This is a genomic window from Blautia glucerasea, from assembly GCF_013304385.1.
Taxonomy (GTDB): Bacteria; Bacillota; Clostridia; order Lachnospirales; family Lachnospiraceae; genus Blautia_A; species Blautia_A ammoniilytica.
Genome location: NZ_JAAITU010000032.1, coordinates 23422 through 42583 on the forward strand (window position 1 = coordinate 23422; position 19162 = coordinate 42583).

Genomic DNA, 19162 nt, shown 5'->3' on the forward strand with positions numbered 1-19162 from the left:
GCTTTTCCTTTCTTATCTTGAAATTTCCGTCTGTTTTCTGGGAGCAGGAAGCTCCCTGCAATATTCGGGGTATCTGACCTTGATACCCTCCATAAAGTAGGGAGCAAACTCACAGCAGAACAACTCCTCTGGCGTGAAATACCGTTCCCGCCCTTCCTCTGCATACCCGTTCCAAAGGTTAAAAGCAAGATGGCAGACCTTGACTGTTCCGCTTGTCTGCCAGCCGCCGTGCATACCCTCTGGCTCGATGCAGTCCTCCTTGAAATTGAACATCTGGTTGATGTTCGCCCTCGTTTCCGAAGCGATACCCATCACATAGAAAAACGCCCTATGATAACAGTCGTTCACTCTGCATTTCATCATATTTTCCAGAAAGAAATCACGGTGAGCCGTATCACGAAATTTAATATCAGCCATAAAAGACCTCCTTTCTTAGACCTCACCGAACTTGGTTGTCATCAGTTTGTAAAGCTCGGTATTGCGTGGAAACTTGTTTACAAACGGTACAAGGGAGCTGCCAACTTTGAGTAATCCCTGCCCTGCACCGACATTCGTGATATAACTCATCTGAAGGTCGGAGATATTAAGGAGCTTGGCAAGCTCAAGTCTGTCCGTGGACGCTTGGTTAAGCATAATGATAAATTCGCTGTTGGCAAGCATCGTCCTTGCGGTATGGCTCTGCAAAAGGTCGTCTACATTCTGCGTAATACCCGTACAGTACGCACCGTATTTACGCACACGCTTCCAGAGGGTAAAGAGGAAGTTGGCAGAGTATTCGTGCTGAAAGAGCAGATAGATTTCATCAATGAAAATAAAGGTGTTTCTGCCTTTGGCTCTGTTCTGAGTGATACGGTTTAAGATGCTGTCAAGCACCACAAGCATACCGATAGGCTGTAACTGCTTGCCCAAATCCAGAATGTCATAGCAGATAAGGCGGCTGTGGGTATCAACATTCGTGTGCTTTGCAAAGGTGTTGAGCGAACCGTCCGTAAACAGCTCAATCGCAAGGGCGATTTCCTGTGCTTCTGGCTCATTCTGCTTTAACAGCTCCTCACGGAAGTCCTGCAAGGTGGGCGGCGTTCCCATATAGTTGCCCTGCTGATAATAGCGGTACACGCTTGCCGTACATCGGTCAATAATGGATTTCTGCTTTGCTCCCAAGTTCGTGCCGCCGATGAGCTGTTCGCAAAGGGATAAAATAAACTCCGATTTCAGAATGACAGGGTTTGCACCGTCACCGTAATCAGAGTTCATATCCATAGCATTGATGTGATTTTCGCTTGTCGCAGAGATATGAATGACCTCTCCCTGCATTGCTTTCACAAGCGGGGAATATTCACGCTCTGGGTCAATGATGATTATATCGGCATTAGGGTCGGTCAGAATGATATTCGTCATTTCTTCCTTTGCAGTAAAGGATTTTCCTGCACCTGACACACCAAGAATAAAGGAATTGCCGTTAAGGAGCTGCCTGCGGTTGGCGATAATCATATTTTTGCTGATGACATTCTGACCGTAATACACACCGTTTTCATGGTAGATTTCCTGCACACGGAACGGGATAAACACTGCAAGGCTCTCTGTTGTGAGGGTACGCAGGGCATCTATCTTCCGTACACCAAATGGCAGAGCTGTATTTAATCCGTCCATCTGCTGATATTTCAGCACCGCAAACTGGCACAAATGCTTTCTTGCAGTAGTCAAGAGAGCTTCTGTATCATTGTCGAGCTGCTCTTTGGAATCTGCCGTATGCACCATCGTCAGCACGGCAAACATCATTCTCTGGTCACGGGTTGTCAAATCGTCCAGAAATTCCTTGCTTTCCTTTCGCTGCTGTTCCAAGTCATAGGGAATAACGGCAGAAAAATTGTTGTTCTGGTTCTGCTTCCTCTGCCAATTCGTGATATTGGTTTCCACACCAAGCAGACGGTTTTCCACCTCCCGCACGGCTTCATCTGTGGGAACGGGGATAATGTCAACGGACAGCATCATATTTCTGTTCAACTCACAAAGCTCCGCCACCATACTGTCCTTGATATATGCCGCATACTCTCTGAGAAAAATCACACGCCCATATCTGTCACCCATTCTGAAGCAGTCGCTCTCAAATTCAAAGGTATCGGGACAGATAAAATCCTTGAAATCGTGACCTTTCCGCATCGTCTGGGTAATATCGAAGTGGAACGCTGTTTCTTCTCCTGTTCGGTAGAAGTCGTGGAAGATACGCAGCTTGTCGCCTGCGTCCAGTTCCACACATTTCGACCCCAGACGGTTAAAGTGGGCGATAAGGTCAGCACCCACACGGGCGAAGTAGTTTCGGGCTTCCTCGATATTCTTCTTGCAGACAGATACGGTTACATACTTATCCTGTACGATGGAACTAGCCCCTGTCGCCTTATCCAGAAGCATTTTGTTGTATTCCTTGCGGTACTTATCTAAACCATCATCAGCCATTGGGATTAAAATGGTCTGTTCAAAATCAGCTTTGTTCAAGCGACGGTTGTTGATAGTGATTTTCGTGGTCGCACCGCTGTCAAGGGAATTAAGAAGCTCCGAGTATTCAAGGAACATTGCTTCCTTATCCTCACGGCTTGCCACGGCATAGTTTATATCCTCAAATTTAAAGGTCTTTGCGTACTTGTTCCTGCCGACAAGGAATATGCCGTCCTCCCAGATTGTCTTAATCGGGATAACATTCTGTACCGACTTCGGCACAACAAACTTTTCCCTGTCCTGCTTGAACAGATTTTTAAGAGTTCTCAGCATTGTTTACCTCCTTGCTGCGTTTCGCATTTTTCTTTTTCGATTTCTTTTGTTTTGATGTCCTGCCTTTCTGCTTTTTCCGTACTGTCGCCAATCCTTTTTCATAGGCTTCAATAGTCGGCTTCATCGTTTCGTAATAGAGATTATCTGGCAGGAACATTAGCTTTTTCGGCATCAGAAATTCCGATTTAATCCACGCCCAGACAAACTGCTCTGCGGTCATACCGTTGTATTTGATAAAGCCCATAGCCGCAAAGGGGAATGCACCTAAGATACAAACCCAACTGAGCGTTTCCGTTCCAAACCGTGGACGGAGAAGAAAATACAAACCCACCGCCACGCCGCAGGCGAGGACAGAAAAAATGAACTGTCTGAGGGACAGTCCAAAAAACATACTCTCCGTATAATTACGGATTTCCTTATTTATCTTGACTTCCAATCATAGCACCTCCCTTACAAGCCCATCATTTCTCTTACAACACGGTCTGCCATTTTGACCGCACCGACAAGGACGAGCATATTGAACACAAGCTCCCCGATATAGCTCCACACCATAGATACCGCAGCCGCATCGGGATTGACTACGGGCGGAGAAGAAGCAAACAGGGAAAAGATAATGCAGGCAAGCACGATAACCGCACCTTCAAGGCATACAGCGGCATAGCTCTTAATGAAACTCTTGCCAACGCTTTGGCTCGGCTCTCCCGCAAAAGCGGAAAGGGGTACGGGTGCTATGGCAGTATAGATATACAGCTTGAAAAACCTGCCGTATACCGACATAATCATTATGAATGACAGCACCGTAATAAACAGTCCGCCTATCAGCGTGACCGCCCATAGCGGGATACTCTCAAAAAATCCGCAGTCTTCAACGGCTGTCACGATTTCCTGCGGCAACACCGTCTGCTGTGCCGAGCCAAATCCTGCGGCATTCATAATCGTGGAAATCATACCCTGCACAATCTTAAACAGTGCCATCATCAGTTCCAATCCGTAGGTCACTGCACCTTTGGCAATGGCAAAGCGGATAAACAGCTTCAACGCCTGCTCTGGTCGCTTGACTTCTGCAAAATTTCCGCAGGTACGCATTACACCCACAACAAAGAACAGCACGAGCAGGGCAAGTCCGATAGCCTGCACCGCACCGTGAATATCCACGATGACATTCCATATCGTGCCGCCCTTAAAGTTCTCTGGGGATTGGGTAACGAGCTGCCATATCTCGGCTAATTTCTCATTCCAAGTGTTTAGGGCGTTCTCTAAATTCTGTACCACCCAGTTATCAGACATTTGACCACCTCCTTGATGATATTAGATAACGGGAGCGAGTTCCGCACTCGGCGGATCTGCTCCCGTTATCTTTCGTCTTGTGTCAGTCTGTTATCTTAGCCTGTGATAAGAGTCAAGATTTCTTTTGCAAAGGTAATGACAACGCCGCCTGCAAGGGTCAAAAAGCCGTTAGCTCTCTGGGACGGGTCGTGAGATTTGAGAGAAAGACCAATCTGCACGATACCAAAGCCGAGCATAATCATACCGACAGCCCTCACCAGACCGAAAATGAAATCGGACAGATTGTTGACTACCTGAATGGGGTCATTGGCAGCAAAGGCGGTTACGGAAGTACCAAGCACAAAGGTCATTGCCATAACAGCCATACAATAATAGCGGAAGCCTTTCTTAACCTTTTTAGTCATCGGCAGCTTCGTGGTTTTCTTGTTCTCGTTCTTCTTAAAAAGTTTCATAGGGTAAATCCTCCTTATAAATTGAATATTTCTTCCAAGTCCTCATCGGACAGAAGCTCATAGGAAGTGCTGACAGCTTTCACGCTCACGGCGTTATCTGGAATATCACTGTCAAACACAAGGGTTGCGACAGCCTGCGTAGGCTCTCCGTGGATATACGGTGGTTGCCCTCCGTCAGCCGTCAGCTTCACATTCGGGTGCTTCAAGATGTCATACTTGAAGTCCATAACGGGGCGTTCTCCACGCACAAAAAGAAGTGCGTAACGGTTATCAAGCATACGCACTTCGTCTGGGGTCATCAGCTCACGCCCCGAAATCTGATAATTTGTTGAATAGTTACCACTCCGCCCAGAGCTTTTCCCGTAGGTGTTGGTATCAATGGTTTCCTTGCCCAAAAGCTCTGACACATATTTATGGGTGCTTTGCTCGTTGCCGCCCAGATACAGAAACTCATCGCAGTTGCCGACAATGCTTTCCCATTGCTTTTCAAAAAGGGCTTTGAGCTGTGCCAGATTTTGCAGAATAATGGATACCGATACCCCTCTGGAACGCATAACAGACAGGATTTTATCAAAGTCATCAGGCAATGAAACATTCGCAAATTCGTCCATTATGAAATGGCAATGCACAGGCAGGCTTCCGCCGTACTTGTGGTCTGCCAGATAAAAAAGCTGTTGAAAGAGCTGGGTATAAAGGATACTGACAAGGAAGTTAAAGCTCGTGTCGTTGTCGGGTATCAGAGCGAACAGAGCGACCTTCTTTTCTCCCAGACTTGGCAGGTCAAGCTCATCGGTGGCGGTCAGTCCTGCAAGGCTCTCCAGATTGAATTTTTCAAGCCTTGCGGCAAGGGTTATCTGGATACTCTTTAAGGTCTTTGCACTACCAGAGTGGTAATCCCTGTAATACTTAAGGGCGATATGCTCTGGGTTTACCATTTCCAGACGGTCAAACAGCTCATCCAGAGGGCTTACATAGCTGTCATCGTCCTCTCGGACTTCGCCTGCACGGAGCAGCTCCATAACCATCGGGAAATTCTGCTCGTCTGGCGGTGCTTCATATTTCAGATAGAACACCAGAGCCAGAAGAAGCATACTCGCTGCCGTATCCCAGAACGGGTCTTGCGACTGTGAGCCTTTCGGTGTGGTCGCCTTAAACAAGTTTGTTACCAACCTCTGAACATCGTTATCATTCCGCAGATAGACAAAAGGATTGTAACAATGGCTGCGGTGCATATTGATAAGGTCAAGCACACGCACCTCATAGCCTTTATTTTCCAACAGACCGCCGATGTCACGGACGATTTCGCCCTTTGGGTCGAGTATTACAAAAGATGTGTTGCACTGCATAGCATTTGGCTTGCAGAAAAACCTTGTTTTACCCGCACCAGAGCCACCGCATACTAAAATGTTCAGATTCCTGCGGTGCTTTTTCCCGTCCAACCCGATACGGACATTCTGGGTCAAGAGCTTATTAGCTGACGGGTCTTTATCTCGGTACTTCTTATTCAAAGCACCTGCGTTGCCCCATTTCGCAGAGCCGTGTTCCTCACGCCTGCGGTAATTCCTGCGTGTAGAGAAATAAACGCCGATGCCCATAGCGTAGGCAAGTAAAAAAATAAGGACAGTCTTTACGCTGTCCTCACATACCATTATTTCAAACGGATTGCCCATCGCCACAGGCAGACCTCGGATAATCTCTACAAGACCGCCGCTGACATAGGGTGCTGTCAGCAGGGCAAGCCATACGACAGGAAGTATACCGCAGACAGAAAGGATTAGGCTCGTTTTCTGGTCATCGTTCCTCATTGCACCTGCAATGCACGACCTTAACCTTTTTTGTCGGAGCGTGTGCCACCTTGCTTATCAGCTCGTCAACAGGCTCGGTGGGGCGTTCCTCCTGTAACTGCCGTGTACGCAGGGTGTTTAAGGCGTTGATGACGATATTCTTATCGTACTTGTCAAGTGCGATATGGTATCGTTCCTCTCTCATAGTCTTCACCTCCGATTAGCGTTCCTGCTCTTTGCTCTTTGCAGGCTTGTTCTTTTCCATACTCTTATACATATCGCTCTGGATTTCGCCCAGAACATCACGCATCGTGCCAAGCTCTCCCTTGAATGCCTGCGTATCCATTTCCGCATACTCTCTGGGAAGTCTGGAAAAGTCAAACCCTCTGGTATCCACGCCGTAACGGGAGCTTACCATATAGGCAACGCAGAAGGATTTGAAATCGGAAGCATCACGGCTCTCGTTGTGCTTAAAGTCATAGACTGCTGCCGATACCTCTTTTGCCATACTCACGAACAGCACTTCCTCGGAAAGCCCCTTCTTAACAAAAATGGTCTGCTGAGAGCTGTCATAATAGGCAGGCAGTTCAAGCTCACCGATGGGTACACAGGGTACAGGGCTTGCATCAATCAGAGCCGACACAAGCTCACGCATGGATTTCGGCTCCTGTTCCTGCTGCCTGTCCTTTGCCGAGGTTTCGGAAATATCATAAACCACTTTGGCATTGTAGGAGATGCCCTTTGTCCCGTCCTCACGGGTGTATTCCTTGCTCGGCTCAAGGATAATAATTTTCTGTGCGTCCTTGTTCACATAGACACGGTTCGCTTTCCATTTGCTGTACTCTTTAAGCTGCATTGCTTCGGGCATCTGTGCTGACACCAGAATAGCGTTAGCCACGGAGTAGCGGTCAAAGCGACCCTGCACATTAAGATACTGACGGAAGCTGTCGCCGCTTGCCATCATTTCAGAGCAGGTATTGTCAATCAGCTCATAGGTTTCTTTCCGCTGTGCCTGCTTTGCGGCAGCCCATTCCTCTTTATCAAAAGGTCTGTTGCCGCCGCTGAATACATCATAAATACTCATAGCTGTTTACCTCGTTTCTTTGGATTTTGGTTTCTTTTTCTTTCTCTGGGGCTGTTTATGCTCCGTTTTCCCGTTAGCACTTTTCGCCCTGTCGGAAGCTCCGCTTTTGTCCAGGGCGGAAGTGCCAATCTCTGCTTCCTGCTCCTTGCGGCTCTCCTTGATTTTCCGCAGTTCCTCTCTGACAGAAGGTTTCTCCTTAGTCATAGTAGCCCCCTCTGCGAACTTCTTTGGCTGCTCTGAGGTAGGCTCGGACTGAGGGGATTTTTCTGTCTTTGCCACCGAGGGGTTTGGGGCGTTTTCCTCCTTTTGGACGGGCTTGCCCATAAGCTCGTCAAGCAGCTTGTCTTTCTCCGCCTTTTCCTGCACACCAATATCTGGCTCTGACTGACCGTCCTTTGCATCTTTAGATTTCTCGGCTTCCGTCACAATAGAAGCGGTATCCACCGAAGCAAGATTAAAGCGTTCCACGATACGACTGATTTTCGATGCGTCTTCGGCACGGGCGATGACATCGACCTCTGCATTGGGGTCTTTGTTTTTCCTGTCCGTGAGGACGCAGTAAAGCACACCGTATTTTTTCGCTTCCTGAGTGAACTTTTTCAAGTCGCCGCTTTTGACGGTAAAGACTTTCAGTTCCTTACCAGAACGGAGCATACTTGTCAGCCTTGCTTTGCCTTTGGTTTTCTTTTCTTCTTTAAGAATGGAATACAACAGGATAGTGATGTTCTTCGCACCTGCACCTGTAATTTTGGCAGCGACCTCAAAGCCCTCCAAGCTCATTCGGACGATTTGTTCTGCCGCTTCGCCGCCTGTGTTCATTCTTCATCAGCTCCTTTCTTTGCTGTTCGTGTTCGTCTGCCCGTATCGTCTGCAATTTTTCCTTGAGGGTATCACTACGGGCGGAAATGCCCTCGCACAGTCTGACCTCCTTTCGGATAATTTTCAGCCGCCCCGAAATATCGGAAAGCTCTGCCTTGACTGCTTCCTTTTCTTCGCCGCTTGTTCTGCGGGATTTAGAGTAAAGCTCCTTTCGTTTCTGAAGCAGGGCAGACATCTCCATTTCCAGAGAGCCTTTATATGAACAAAGCTGCTCCGCCGTATCAATGTGATTGCGGCAAAGCAGCCTTGTTTCCTGTGTGATGGCTTCCATCTTCATAAGGTCGTCCTTTAAAAGATAATGAAGCCGTGCATAATTTTGTTTTCTGCCTTTTGGAAGGATACCGAGCTTGTAGCAGTAATGGAGATACAGCCCACGCAAGCCGCCGATTTTCCTGGCATTCTTCAATGAGCCTTTGACCCGATAGACCTTGACCTGTGGCTGTGACTCTGAGAAGCTCTGGAATTTGACCGCATAGGAATTTTCGCTGATACGCTCCATAATCCTGTCATTGGTGTATTCCTCTCCGAGCTTATAAAGCCGCTTGGGTCTTTTCCAGCCCTTGCCGATAATCGTCCAATACTTGCGGTTGGGGTCAAAGTTTATGCGGTAGCCCATTTCTGCCAACTGGCAGTCAAAGTCTTTCAGCGTAAATGATTTGCTGATAGCTTCATCCACCGCCTGTCTGGCAACATTATCCCTCGTGGGTCGCCCCTGCTTTTCGGCTTGGTAAAGGGCGTAGGGCTTTTTCTTGCCGCTTGGGTGTTCGATGACAGACAGGGCATACTCACGGCAAAGCTCATCGGAACGCTGACGGAGCAGCCGCAGATTTGCTTTGTTATCGTGGTAGTGCATACCGTCCGCAAAAGAAACAGAGTTCACGACAAAGTGATTATGCAGGCAGTCGGTATTTAGGTGGGTGGCGACAATGACCTGAAACCTGTCGCCCCACATTCGCTCGGCAAGTTTAACGCCGACCTCGTGTGCCTGCTCTGGCGTAACCTCACCGTGCTTGAAGCTCTGGAAGCCGTGATAGCAGACAATCTCACTCGTGTCGCTCCATCCCGCTTTGGTAATCATCATTTCATCTCTGGCGGTGGTCGGGTCACAGTTTACGCCTGTGACAAAGAAACGCTGCTCTGTCTTTTCTTTATTGGTAGCGTACTCCATTACATCGACCATCGCCTGCAGGTCGGCTTCGGTGTATTTAGGGTTGGCGGTTTTTTCGGGATTTTCGGCATAGTCGATTGGGTGGTCGAGCCTGCCACGCACATCCCATATTTCGCAGACCGCCATTACGATGACCTGCGTGGAAGCAGATACCTTTTGCGAATTTCAATCTGAAATTCGTGCCACTTCCTTGCTTCCTCACGGAGTATCGGGGTATCCACAAAGCCGAGGGCGTTTGCCTTAACCGCAAGCTGATTGATACGGTTGCCAATAGCGGACAGCTCACGCATCATTTTATAGAACTCTGGGTCGGGCTTTTCGCAGAGCTGATAGCCCCTTACCATTTCTCTTAAAAAGGCTTCTTTTGAGCGACCCGATTTCCGCACAAGCTCATTAAGGTGTTCGGCTTCCTCCTCAGTCAGACGGAAAAGTATCTGCACATTTCTTTTTCGCATTGTCCTCTTCCTTTCTCTCGGAAAGTCTGTTTATCTGCAAGCAGCATATACACACAACGCCGAACAGACCGCCGAGCATTGTGCCGATAATGAAAAATAAGAACTCACTCATTCTTGAACTCCTTTCTGTTCTCACGGGGTATTAGGGGGCTGCCCCCTAACAAGCGAATTTGGCTAACCAAATTCAGTGCTTGGTAAGACATCTCATTCTTCGCAGTCCTCCTCATACATACACTCACCGCACACGGGGCAGAAGTACGGACAGTCCGAACAATCCGTATTTTCCTGTAGTGTATTCTCGCCCGCACCGTCAAGACCGTCCTCGCTCTGCTCGGTAATATCGGCTTCGCCGCAAACAAAACCATCATCGGTAAAGTTGATAAGGTCGGTATCGAACAGGATAATTTTTGTCTTTTCCTTTGCCTGTTCGGGGCTTTCCGCATAGACGGAAACGGTCTTTCGGTAATGGGCAGTAAGGGTTACATCATACTTTTTCAATAGTTCATTCCTCGCTCAGCATTAAATTTTGATTTGGTTTCGGTGTCTTTCTGGGCAAAAACTGCTACACAATCAACGGACATCACTCCTTTCACGCTTAAGCTTTGGTCTTGCAATTTTCAGATAGGACAACAAAAAATCGTTGAAGTCCTTGCCGACAGGCGGAGGATCATCAACGATTTTGTAGTCTTTCTGCAACAGTTCCTTCAAAGTAGCGGTACAAAGCCTGCCTACCTTATCATTATCCAGATGCAGAACTATGGTCTTAATTTGTGGATTGGCACTCAAAAAAGTTGTGAGAGCTATGGGGATTTTGCTGTCCTTCATCTCTTTCTTTGGCTGATACACGCCCGATAAAGAAAGCAGATTTTCCGATTTATAGTCCTTTCCCTCACACTTTAGATAGGTGGCGTAGGACAGTAAATCAATGGCGGCTTCAAATAAATGCACGGTATCCGCAGGCTTCTTTGCCAGAAGTCGGAACGAATACTGCTTGTCGCTGCCCGATGCGTCCTGCTTGAAAGTGCTGCCGAGAGTGCCTCGCAGGGCAGCATATTTCGGTGTTCCGCTTTCATCTTTGCCGATAAAAACAGCATTGTGATAATCGGCACTCTCATAAAGCGTGCCGTCTGAGATACACTCCTGTATGAGCTGATAGTCAATACCACGCCCGAAAAGATACTGTATCACTCGGTTACAATCCTTATTTTTTGGCGGCAGGAGCAGGACTTTCGGTTTATCTTTCTTGGGAGCAGGGGGTGGCTTCCAGTCCGCCATCGTCTGTCCCGTGAGAATTTCCACGGCTTCTACGAAGTCATATTCCTTGACCTTGATGAGATAGTCGAGGGCAGAATAGCCGCCGAAACCTCTCGACCACCAATACCATTTGCCGTTGGAAATCTTTAAGCTGTCGTGTTCTGCTGTACAGTACACATTGCTTGTGCCTTTGACCTTAACGAGATTGCTCGGCTCAAACTCACGCAGATAGGATAACAAATCAATCTGCCGTACCCGTTCAAGCACATCTGGGTCAATCTGCACATAGGGTCGGTTAGTTCTCAATGGATAAAATCACCTCCAAAAATAGAAAAAGCCGAGGGGCTTTCGTTAAATGAAAACCTCTCGGCTATGTAAAATATAGTTCTTTTAGAATGAAAAAAGCATCCCTTTTTCTGTTGCGATATTATAAATCCATTTGTTACCCGTAGGGCTTACCAAATTACTAATATTCGCAATTTCCTTAATTGTTTTTTCTACAAACTCTGAATTATGCAACTTATAATTTTTTGCAAAGCAATCGCAGCACTCCTGCATTTTTGCATCGGCAGGTGGAAAAAGAGCCATTGGAACATCTTTTGCATCTAAACGACCCTTGATATTACCTCCCGATATTAGGCTTGCATTACCGTCACGCCCTTTACCTGCTATGAGAAAATAGAACGGCAAGGCTAATATAGCATCACAATTTGTATCGGCTACTCGCTTATAAAATGCTTTTATAATATCAAGTAAATCATCGGTAGTTAGGCAATCTTTATTTGTCGCCTTGTTCAAATCTATTGAAATAGCCTTTTCAATAGCTGCGTTACCTGCACTTGAAAAAGCTAAATGGTCATTTATCATAAGGACTTTGTCTAAATCATCTGACAAAGTTTTCCCGTCAATACTTGACCCTCGCTTATCGCCTGCAATAATTATACGGTTATTTTCTTTTATTCCAAAGATAACACTCACAAACTGTCACCTCCTTACTGATTTAAAAATCATACCACATTTTTATGAATTTTTCCACCTCTGCGGCTATGTAAAAGCGGCATCAGCTCCACGCCAATGCCGCCGTTCTCGGTTATAAAATTCCTGCCTTTTTGAGATACCCAACGCTGTCATAGCATCCTCTGAAATAGATTGCTTCCTGCTGCATATCGCTGAGCCTGTTCCGAAGCTCCAAAACTTCTATCAAAGCCTTACACTCCTGCTCGGATAAATCACTCGGCTTTTCCGTATCCAAAACTGCCATCACTTTTGGATACTCCTTGTAGAGTTCCTCTATCCTCTCCTCTATGGAACGGTATTCTGGATTTTCTTTGGGCAACTTTGCGATAACGGAGCTTAGATATTCAGCAAAAATGTTGCTATGCACATCAACAAAGGTTTCAAATCTGAAATTATCAAGCACACCTTTCACCTCCGACATTTACTAATCTACACCTATTATACTTCCCAGAAATCAGCAATACAAATATGCAAACCGCATTATCTCTCCCGACTTGCACATTTTCTTTCGGGCTGTTCTTCTGTCTGCTCTGGCTCGGTATCCATAACGGAAGTATCTTTTTCATTTAGATTCAGCTCAATGTTAAGAGCGTTCAGCCGTTCTGTTTTTTCTTTCAGCTCATCTTCAAAGGCAAAAGGCTTCTTGATTTCCTCCTTTGCGGTTTCAAGCTGTACGATAGTTTCCGCCTTTTTGGTCTTGGCAGCTTCCAGTCTGGCAGGGAGCTTTGACAGCTCGTTTTCAATTCGGGTCAGATTTCCGAGAGCATCGGAGCCTAAATCCACCTTATGCTTTGCCCTTCCACAAAGGTTCATACAGTAATGTGCGTTGACGGTATCATAATAAATCTCCATTCGGATACCTCGATAGCTGCCGATTTCGGTAGGTGCGGACATCGGATAATCCTTGCAGATTGCAAGAAGCATTTCGCCTGCGTCTGCCTTTTCGGTGTAGGTCACGCCTTTTAGGGTCATCGGGCAGAACTTATCCTCGCCCTGCGGCTTGTGCTGTTCGGCAAGAGCTACATCATTTTCATAGCCTGCAATGCGTTCCTCATACTCCTTAATGGTCTGGGGATAGTATTTCAGCACTCTGTCCTCAAGGTCGTAATGCTCGGAAAGGTAACTCTGCTTTAACACTCGGAGCTTGGAAACCTGTATATCCAAATCCATCTTTTCCTTAAAACGGGCATCGCCTGTGGCAAGCATTTTAACCTCCGCAAAGGACAGGGCAACCTCGTCCACATCTTCGGCAGAACGGATAGGGCTTTTGCTCGTCATTATCTGGCTGATAAATTTCTGCTTACTCTCCACCAACTGATAGAGATAGGCATCAAAAGTCTGCTCGGTCACATAACGGTAAACCTCCACCTCTGGGAACATATTGCCCTGCCGTTCAATACGTCCCTGCCTTTGTTCAAGGTCGGAAGGACGCCACGGACAATCAAGGTTATGGATTGCTATGAGCCTGTCCTGCACATTCGTACCTGCTCCCATCTTCGGAGTAGAGCCGAACAGCACACGGACTTCTCCGCTTCTGACCTTACCGAACAACTCTTTTTTCTGTGCATCGGTGGTCGCTTCGTGGATAAAGCGTATCTGCTCCGCAGGGATACCAAGGGCTATCAGCTTCTCCCTCATATCGTCATAAACATTGAAAGTACCGTCATTTTTCGGGGTGGACAGGTCGCAGAACACAAGCTGTGTCGCTTTGGTATCGGCGTGTTCCTCCCAGATACGGTACACATTATCCACGCAGGCATTGACTTTACTTTCTGGGTCGTCTGGCAGCATCGGGTCAATCATTCTCTGGTCAAGAGCCAGTTTCCGCCCGTCATTGGTTATCTTGAGCATATTGTCGATGTTCGGCTCGACAAGCCTTGCCCTGACTTTCTCAGCCCGCTTCGCAAGGGAAGCTACCATCTCAGTCTGTATCTCGCTCGGCTTGGTCTTAATATTGTGGTAATTGACCTTTGGCACGGGGAGCTTTAGCATATCGGCGGTCTGTATATCCGCCACCTCACGGAACATCTGCATCAGCTCTGGCAGGTTATAGAACTTGGCAAACCTCGTCTTGGCTCGGTAATTCGTGCCTTCGGGTGCTAATTCCAGAGCTGTAACCGTTTCTCCAAAGGTAGAAGCCCAACTGTCAAAATGCTGCAAACCATTCTGTGCAAGGGTGTCATACTGCAAGTACCTCTGAACGGAGTACAGCTCAACCATTGAATTGCTGACAGGCGTACCCGTTGCGAAAACCGTGCCACGGTTGCCCGTGATTTCGTCCAGATAGCGGCATTTCATAAAGAGGTCGCTTGATTTCTGGGCTTCGGTCTGGGCGATACCGCCTACATTTCGCATCTTGGTGTAGAGGTACAAATTCTTATAAAAATGGCTCTCATCAATGAAAAGCCTGTCAACGCCGAGCTGTTCAAAGTCGATAACCGTATCCTTACGCTTGGTGTCGTTAAGCTTTTCGAGCTTCGTCTTGATTGCCTTTCGGGTTTTCATTAGCTGTTTGACCGTGAACTGCTCGCCTTTGGAAGCCTGCACATCATCAATGCCACGCTCAATATCATCAAGCTGCTTCTCCAACTGTTCCCGCTGTCGTTCTATGCTCATCGGAATTTTTTCAAACTGAGAATGCCCAATAATGACTGCATCATAGTCGCCTGTGGCAATCCTACCGCAGAACTTCTTGCGGTTTCCTGTTTCAAAATCCTGCTTTGTTGTAACAAGGATATTTGCACTCGGATAGAGCCGCAGATACTCAGAAGCCCACTGACCGACAAGATGATTCGGCACAACAAACATAGATTTCTGACATAAACCGAGCCGTTTGCTTTCCTGTGCGGCGGCTACCATTTCAAAGGTTTTGCCTGCTCCCACCTTATGGGCAAGGAGCGTATTGCCGCCATAAAGGATATGGGCGATGGCGTTGACTTGATGTGCTCTTAGTGTGATTTCTGGACTGATACCTCCGAAAGTGATATGGCTTCCGTCATATTCACGGGGTCGCACAGAGTTAAAAGTGTCGTTGTAATAACGGACAAGACGGTTTCGCCGTTCTGGGTCTTTCCATATCCAATCCTGAAATGCCTGCTTGATGACTTCCTGCTTCGCCTGTGCCGCCGTAGTTTCCTTTGCATTGAACACCGCTTTTTTATTGCCGTGTTCGTCATACACATAATCAAAGATACGGGTGTCACGCAGATTTAAGGTGTCCTCAATAATGCGATAGGCGGAAGCTCTTTTCGTACCATAGGTGCTGTCCGCCTTTACATTCCCCATATCGGAGCTTTTATTCTCTATGAACCAGTCTCCGTTTATCGGGGTGTATCGTACCTTTAATCTGCCTGCAGCATAACTTGACGGAGTTAAAAGCTCCATCACAAACCACTGTATATCTTCCTGCGGTATCCAAGTTGCACCCAGACGGACAGAGATTTCCGCCGCCGAGAGGTCTTTGGGAATGACCTTTTCCAAGGCTTCCACATTAACTGCAAGCTCTGGGTCATTCTTCGCAGCAAGCTCCGCAACCGTCAGCTTGTTTCGGACATTTCCTGACAGATACTCGTCTGCGGCTACATAGGAAACAGGCTCACAGTTCGGTACTTTGAAGATAATACCTTGTAAATTCTGTACAAGCTCAGCCTGCGTTTTGCCTGTGAGCTGCTCCATATAAGGCAAATCAACACGGGCTTTCTCTCCGATAGAGAGGGCAAGGGCTTCGCTTGCAGTTTCAACCGAAGTTACTTCTCGGTGGGGTTTGATAGTCCGCTTTGTGAACATATCTGCCTTCCGTTTGAAGTTGCCCTCATCATCAAGCACCTCCAGAGAACATAGAAGGAAGTAGCTCTCATCTGAAGCAAAAGCAAGATAGTTTCCTCGGCTGTTGATTAGACCGTATTTTGCGGTATAAACATCATACAGACGGTTGAGGTTTTCCTGCTCGGTGCGTATCATTTCCTCTGGGTAATCATCGGTCTGATACTCTATGAGCTTACGCACACAGTCACGAATTTGGATAAGTCCCTTAATACGGTTTTCTGCGGTCATCGACACAGAAGCAGGTTGCATACGGTCATTCTCTCGGAAGTAAACCCTGCCGTCCACCAGAGTAAAAGAGAAGTTACGCACATTCGGGTCAGCAGGAACGGAAAGCTCCTGCTCATCGGAGATTTCATCAACCCTATTATCAAGCTCTGGGATTTCGCCGTTTATCCTCTGAACTGCATTAGACAGAAGCTCGGAAAGTGGTATATCCTTACGGGCTTTACAGACAGGCTCGAAAGTACCAAAGCGTGTGTTTTCCATCTTTATCTCGCCCAACACCATTTCGGGGTGTTCGACAAAATATCTGTTCATCGTAACACCGTTTTCGTCCGTATCAAGGTGTACCCAGTCTGGCTCTATATCCATCACTCGGTCACGCTTTTGCAGGATAAGAATATCGCTCGTGACCTCCGTGCCTGCGTTTGCCTTAAAGGTGTTGTCTGGCAGACGGATAGCACCTAAAAGCTCGGCTCTCTGGGCAATATACTTGCGTACCTCTGGACTTGCTTTATCCATCGTACCCTTTGAGGTAATGAACATCACAACGCCGCCGGCACAGACTTTATCCAGAGCCTTTGCGAAAAAGTAGTCGTGTATGAGAAATTTCTGGGCGTTGTATCGGCTGTCATTGACCCTTATCTCCCCAAAAGGCACATTACCGAGGACTACATCAAAATGGTCGTCTGGGAGATTTGTTTTCTCAAAGCCCTCAATGGCAATGTTCGCTTTTTGGTAGAGCTGCTTTGCAATCCTGCCTGTGAGAGAGTCGATTTCCACGCCGTGGAGCTTGCTGTTTTGCATACTTTCGGGAAGCAGACCAAAGAAATTGCCTGTACCGCAGGACGGCTCCAAGATATTGCCCTGTGAAAAGCCCAGGCGGTCAAGTGCGTCATACATCGCCTTGATAACAACAGGCGGCGTATAAAAAGCGGTCAGCGTTGACTCCATAGCGGCACGGTATTCCTCTGGGGATAGGCTGGCATATAGCTCCTTAAATTCCTCCGCCCACGCCGCATTGTGTTCATCAAATGCCTTAGAAAGACCGCCCCAACCGACATATCGAGATAGGACTTCCTGTTCTTCGGGTGTGGCAAGGCGGTTTTCGATTTCAAGCTCGTGCAGCAGGTTGATTGCCGCCATATTGTTTCGGAACTTTTCTTTTGCTCCGCCGACACCGATGGCGTCATCGTTAATACGGAAATTATGACGGTCTGTGGCAAGAGTTTCCGTTTTTTCTTCGGGTGGTACGGTTTTTTCCTGTTCCAATAGCTTTTGGATATAGCCGATTTTCTCCACTCGGTTTATCGGAAAGCCCACATTGTTCTGGAATGTGATGTCACGCAGGGACACATCACCGCTGATTTTCCCAATGCTCTCAATGAGATATTTACGGTTATCTATGATGATTTCCCTGCCTATGAGGTCATCTGTGGATTGCTCCATTTCAATGACAGGAGCTTCTGAGCCATTCACTTTATCGGCATTCGCCTGTGGTTTTTCTTCGGCTTCCTCGGCTGTCCTGTACCAATCACTTTCGGTAGCCATAATCTCATCAAGGAGCTTTTCCTCCTCTTGGATCAGCTCGGTGTGCTGTTCCAAGAATGGGATAAACTCATCTCTGCCACGGAGCAGGCTTTCTCGGTCATCTCCATATAGCTGTTCGCCCTTTGGCGATAAGGCATAATCGTAAAAATTCTTAATGTGGGCAATTAAATCGCCCTCACCATCGCCAATATCAAACCGCCCTTCATAGTTAAATTCCTCGCCGCCGATAACAGCCTTGATAACAAAATCGGTCTTGTGATACCACCCGATATTTTTATCGCCCTCACGCTCACGGTGCTGTTTCTCGTCCAAAATACCAAGCAGCTTATTACCCAGAGCAAAGCTCAAATCTGTATAGCGGTCATTAAGCTGTCTGTCATAAAAGGCAGGGTGTTCGGAAAAACCGATAGAAAACTGTATTCCGTCCTGCTTTTTCTCGGACGGTGTTTCTGTCCTCTGTTTCTCGGTTACGACCACTTTCAGATGGTCATTTGCAGGATTTTCCGTTAGCTTTTCTTCAAAGTCGGCTCGGCTGTATTCCTGTCCCAAGATAGGAAACTCGGCATTTTGCAGATAAACCTTTTCCTCGGTAAGTGTTGCAATCTCATATTTATCCGCACCGATATACACCACATCGCCCTCATTGTAGAGGTAGCGGAGTGGGTGCAGCTCCCTTAATTCCTCGGTAAACTTCCACCCATTACTGCGGCTGAAAACTGAGGTCGTTTTCCATTGTACCTGTGCAAGAAAGTCTATGAGCTGTTGAACGGTTGAGGGGTCGGATAAGTGCTGTTCCATTTGCTCGGCGGTAACATCTGCAAGGTCGCTTCGTTCCACAACAGATAACAGGTCTTTTTCGTACCTGTCCAAGTCACGGATAAAGTCAGATAGCCGCAAAGCAAGGGTATCCCGTTTGTCGGCAGGCGGCAGGTCACGGTGGGCGTCGATAAAACGCTGCCTTGCTATTTTCCTCTGGGTGTCAATCTCATATTGAGGGGCTGACACGCTCTCCAGATAATCGGCATAATGCTCTTTTTCTTTCGGATTGAGATAGCGGTTATCCTTAATCAGCTCACGCAGACGCTTTTCAACCTGTGACCATTTCAACACAAGGTCGTGATTGGTATAAGTGCCGTTTCGGTCAATGGCAAGACCTTTGCTGTCATGCCAAGAATGACCGCTGAAACCATCGGGGAAGATGTGCGTACCGCCGCCCGTTCCATACTCATTTTTAAGGAACTCAATATTTTTCTGTCTGTCCTCGCCCTTTTGAAATTGGCGGTAGATGCGGTATTTTCCGTCCGCAACGCCACTGCCTTTCTGAAGTACGGAGTCAATATCTTCTTTGGAAATAGCAAAAGCAGAGGCTTTTTCGTCCTCTGCTTTTGCTATCATTTCGATTTGTTCATCTACGGTTGGAA

General features: G+C 47.3%; 17 protein-coding genes. All 17 read right to left on the bottom strand.

Annotated elements, in window-relative coordinates:
• Positions 1 to 12: 12 nt before the first annotated feature.
• Complete coding sequence (locus tag G5B11_RS12470; protein ID WP_015560136.1) at positions 13 to 417, bottom strand: DUF6075 family protein; 405 nt, start codon at positions 415 to 417, stop codon at positions 13 to 15.
• A 15-nt stretch (positions 418 to 432) separates the two neighbouring features.
• Positions 433 to 2766: a VirB4-like conjugal transfer ATPase, CD1110 family gene (locus tag G5B11_RS12475; protein ID WP_173728435.1), complete on the bottom strand. Its 2334-nt coding sequence runs from the start codon at positions 2764 to 2766 to the stop codon at positions 433 to 435.
• A complete protein-coding gene (locus G5B11_RS12480) occupies positions 2750 to 3202 on the bottom strand; it encodes a PrgI family protein (RefSeq protein WP_144016328.1) in 453 nt (150 codons plus the stop codon). The genes G5B11_RS12475 and G5B11_RS12480 overlap by 17 nt, the downstream gene beginning before the upstream one ends.
• 14 nt (positions 3203 to 3216) lie before the next feature.
• Entirely contained in the window at positions 3217 to 4053 is an 837-nt protein-coding gene (locus tag G5B11_RS12485; protein WP_055156384.1) for a hypothetical protein, read from the bottom strand.
• A 95-nt stretch (positions 4054 to 4148) separates the two neighbouring features.
• Positions 4149 to 4505: a glutamyl-tRNA amidotransferase subunit A gene (locus G5B11_RS12490; protein ID WP_008703428.1), complete on the bottom strand. Its 357-nt coding sequence runs from the start codon at positions 4503 to 4505 to the stop codon at positions 4149 to 4151.
• A 14-nt stretch (positions 4506 to 4519) separates the two neighbouring features.
• Complete coding sequence (locus G5B11_RS12495; RefSeq protein ID WP_006857247.1) at positions 4520 to 6310, bottom strand: VirD4-like conjugal transfer protein, CD1115 family; 1791 nt, start codon at positions 6308 to 6310, stop codon at positions 4520 to 4522.
• Positions 6297 to 6494, bottom strand: coding sequence for a hypothetical protein (locus tag G5B11_RS12500; RefSeq protein WP_006857246.1), 198 nt, complete (start codon positions 6492 to 6494; stop codon positions 6297 to 6299). The genes G5B11_RS12495 and G5B11_RS12500 overlap by 14 nt, the downstream gene beginning before the upstream one ends.
• A gap of 15 nt (positions 6495 to 6509) precedes the next feature.
• A complete protein-coding gene (locus G5B11_RS12505) occupies positions 6510 to 7373 on the bottom strand; it encodes a hypothetical protein (protein ID WP_173728437.1) in 864 nt (287 codons plus the stop codon).
• Positions 7374 to 7379: 6 nt separating this feature from the next.
• Positions 7380 to 8192 (bottom strand): PcfB family protein, encoded by an 813-nt coding sequence (locus G5B11_RS12510; RefSeq protein WP_173728439.1) that lies wholly within the window; start codon positions 8190 to 8192, stop codon positions 7380 to 7382.
• Positions 8134 to 9546 (bottom strand): relaxase/mobilization nuclease domain-containing protein, encoded by a 1413-nt coding sequence (locus tag G5B11_RS12515; RefSeq protein ID WP_173728441.1) that lies wholly within the window; start codon positions 9544 to 9546, stop codon positions 8134 to 8136. The genes G5B11_RS12510 and G5B11_RS12515 overlap by 59 nt, the downstream gene beginning before the upstream one ends.
• A complete protein-coding gene (locus tag G5B11_RS12520; protein WP_173728443.1) occupies positions 9546 to 9875 on the bottom strand; it encodes a plasmid mobilization protein in 330 nt (109 codons plus the stop codon). The genes G5B11_RS12515 and G5B11_RS12520 overlap by 1 nt, the downstream gene beginning before the upstream one ends.
• Entirely contained in the window at positions 9835 to 9987 is a 153-nt protein-coding gene (locus G5B11_RS12525) for a DUF3789 domain-containing protein (RefSeq protein WP_173728445.1), read from the bottom strand. The genes G5B11_RS12520 and G5B11_RS12525 overlap by 41 nt, the downstream gene beginning before the upstream one ends.
• A gap of 92 nt (positions 9988 to 10079) precedes the next feature.
• Positions 10080 to 10373, bottom strand: coding sequence for a hypothetical protein (locus G5B11_RS12530; RefSeq protein WP_025577661.1), 294 nt, complete (start codon positions 10371 to 10373; stop codon positions 10080 to 10082).
• 72 nt (positions 10374 to 10445) lie between these two features.
• Entirely contained in the window at positions 10446 to 11435 is a 990-nt protein-coding gene (locus G5B11_RS12535) for a DUF3991 and TOPRIM domain-containing protein (RefSeq protein ID WP_025577659.1), read from the bottom strand.
• An 84-nt stretch (positions 11436 to 11519) separates the two neighbouring features.
• Positions 11520 to 12107, bottom strand: coding sequence for a proteasome subunit (locus G5B11_RS12540; RefSeq protein ID WP_015560128.1), 588 nt, complete (start codon positions 12105 to 12107; stop codon positions 11520 to 11522).
• 112 nt (positions 12108 to 12219) lie between these two features.
• The gene (locus G5B11_RS12545; protein ID WP_242859652.1) at positions 12220 to 12549 is read right to left on the bottom strand and encodes a DUF6664 family protein; all 330 of its coding nucleotides are present in this window, start codon (positions 12547 to 12549) and stop codon (positions 12220 to 12222) included.
• Positions 12550 to 12626: 77 nt separating this feature from the next.
• Positions 12627 to 19136 carry an LPD25 domain-containing protein gene (locus G5B11_RS12550; RefSeq protein WP_330603134.1) on the bottom strand — a complete coding sequence of 2170 codons (6510 nt, stop codon included), beginning with the start codon at positions 19134 to 19136 and terminating at the stop codon, positions 12627 to 12629.
• Positions 19137 to 19162: the final 26 nt, after the last annotated feature.

Excerpts from the sequence above, each read along its gene's own strand:
- G5B11_RS12505 (WP_173728437.1), bottom strand. The coding sequence starts at position 7,373 with ATGAGTATTTATGATGTATTCAGCGGCGGCAACAGACCTTTTGATAAA.
- G5B11_RS12490 (WP_008703428.1), bottom strand. The coding sequence starts at position 4,505 with ATGAAACTTTTTAAGAAGAACGAGAACAAGAAAACCACGAAGCTGCCG.
- G5B11_RS12520 (WP_173728443.1), bottom strand. The coding sequence starts at position 9,875 with ATGCGAAAAAGAAATGTGCAGATACTTTTCCGTCTGACTGAGGAGGAA.
- G5B11_RS12495 (WP_006857247.1), bottom strand. The coding sequence starts at position 6,310 with ATGAGGAACGATGACCAGAAAACGAGCCTAATCCTTTCTGTCTGCGGT.
- G5B11_RS12515 (WP_173728441.1), bottom strand. The coding sequence starts at position 9,546 with ATGGCGGTCTGCGAAATATGGGATGTGCGTGGCAGGCTCGACCACCCA.
- G5B11_RS12525 (WP_173728445.1), bottom strand. The coding sequence starts at position 9,987 with ATGAGTGAGTTCTTATTTTTCATTATCGGCACAATGCTCGGCGGTCTG.
- G5B11_RS12475 (WP_173728435.1), bottom strand. The coding sequence starts at position 2,766 with ATGCTGAGAACTCTTAAAAATCTGTTCAAGCAGGACAGGGAAAAGTTT.
- G5B11_RS12470 (WP_015560136.1), bottom strand. The coding sequence starts at position 417 with ATGGCTGATATTAAATTTCGTGATACGGCTCACCGTGATTTCTTTCTG.
- G5B11_RS12500 (WP_006857246.1), bottom strand. The coding sequence starts at position 6,494 with ATGAGAGAGGAACGATACCATATCGCACTTGACAAGTACGATAAGAAT.
- G5B11_RS12550 (WP_330603134.1), bottom strand. The coding sequence starts at position 19,136 with ATGATAGCAAAAGCAGAGGACGAAAAAGCCTCTGCTTTTGCTATTTCC.
- G5B11_RS12510 (WP_173728439.1), bottom strand. The coding sequence starts at position 8,192 with ATGAACACAGGCGGCGAAGCGGCAGAACAAATCGTCCGAATGAGCTTG.
- G5B11_RS12485 (WP_055156384.1), bottom strand. The coding sequence starts at position 4,053 with ATGTCTGATAACTGGGTGGTACAGAATTTAGAGAACGCCCTAAACACT.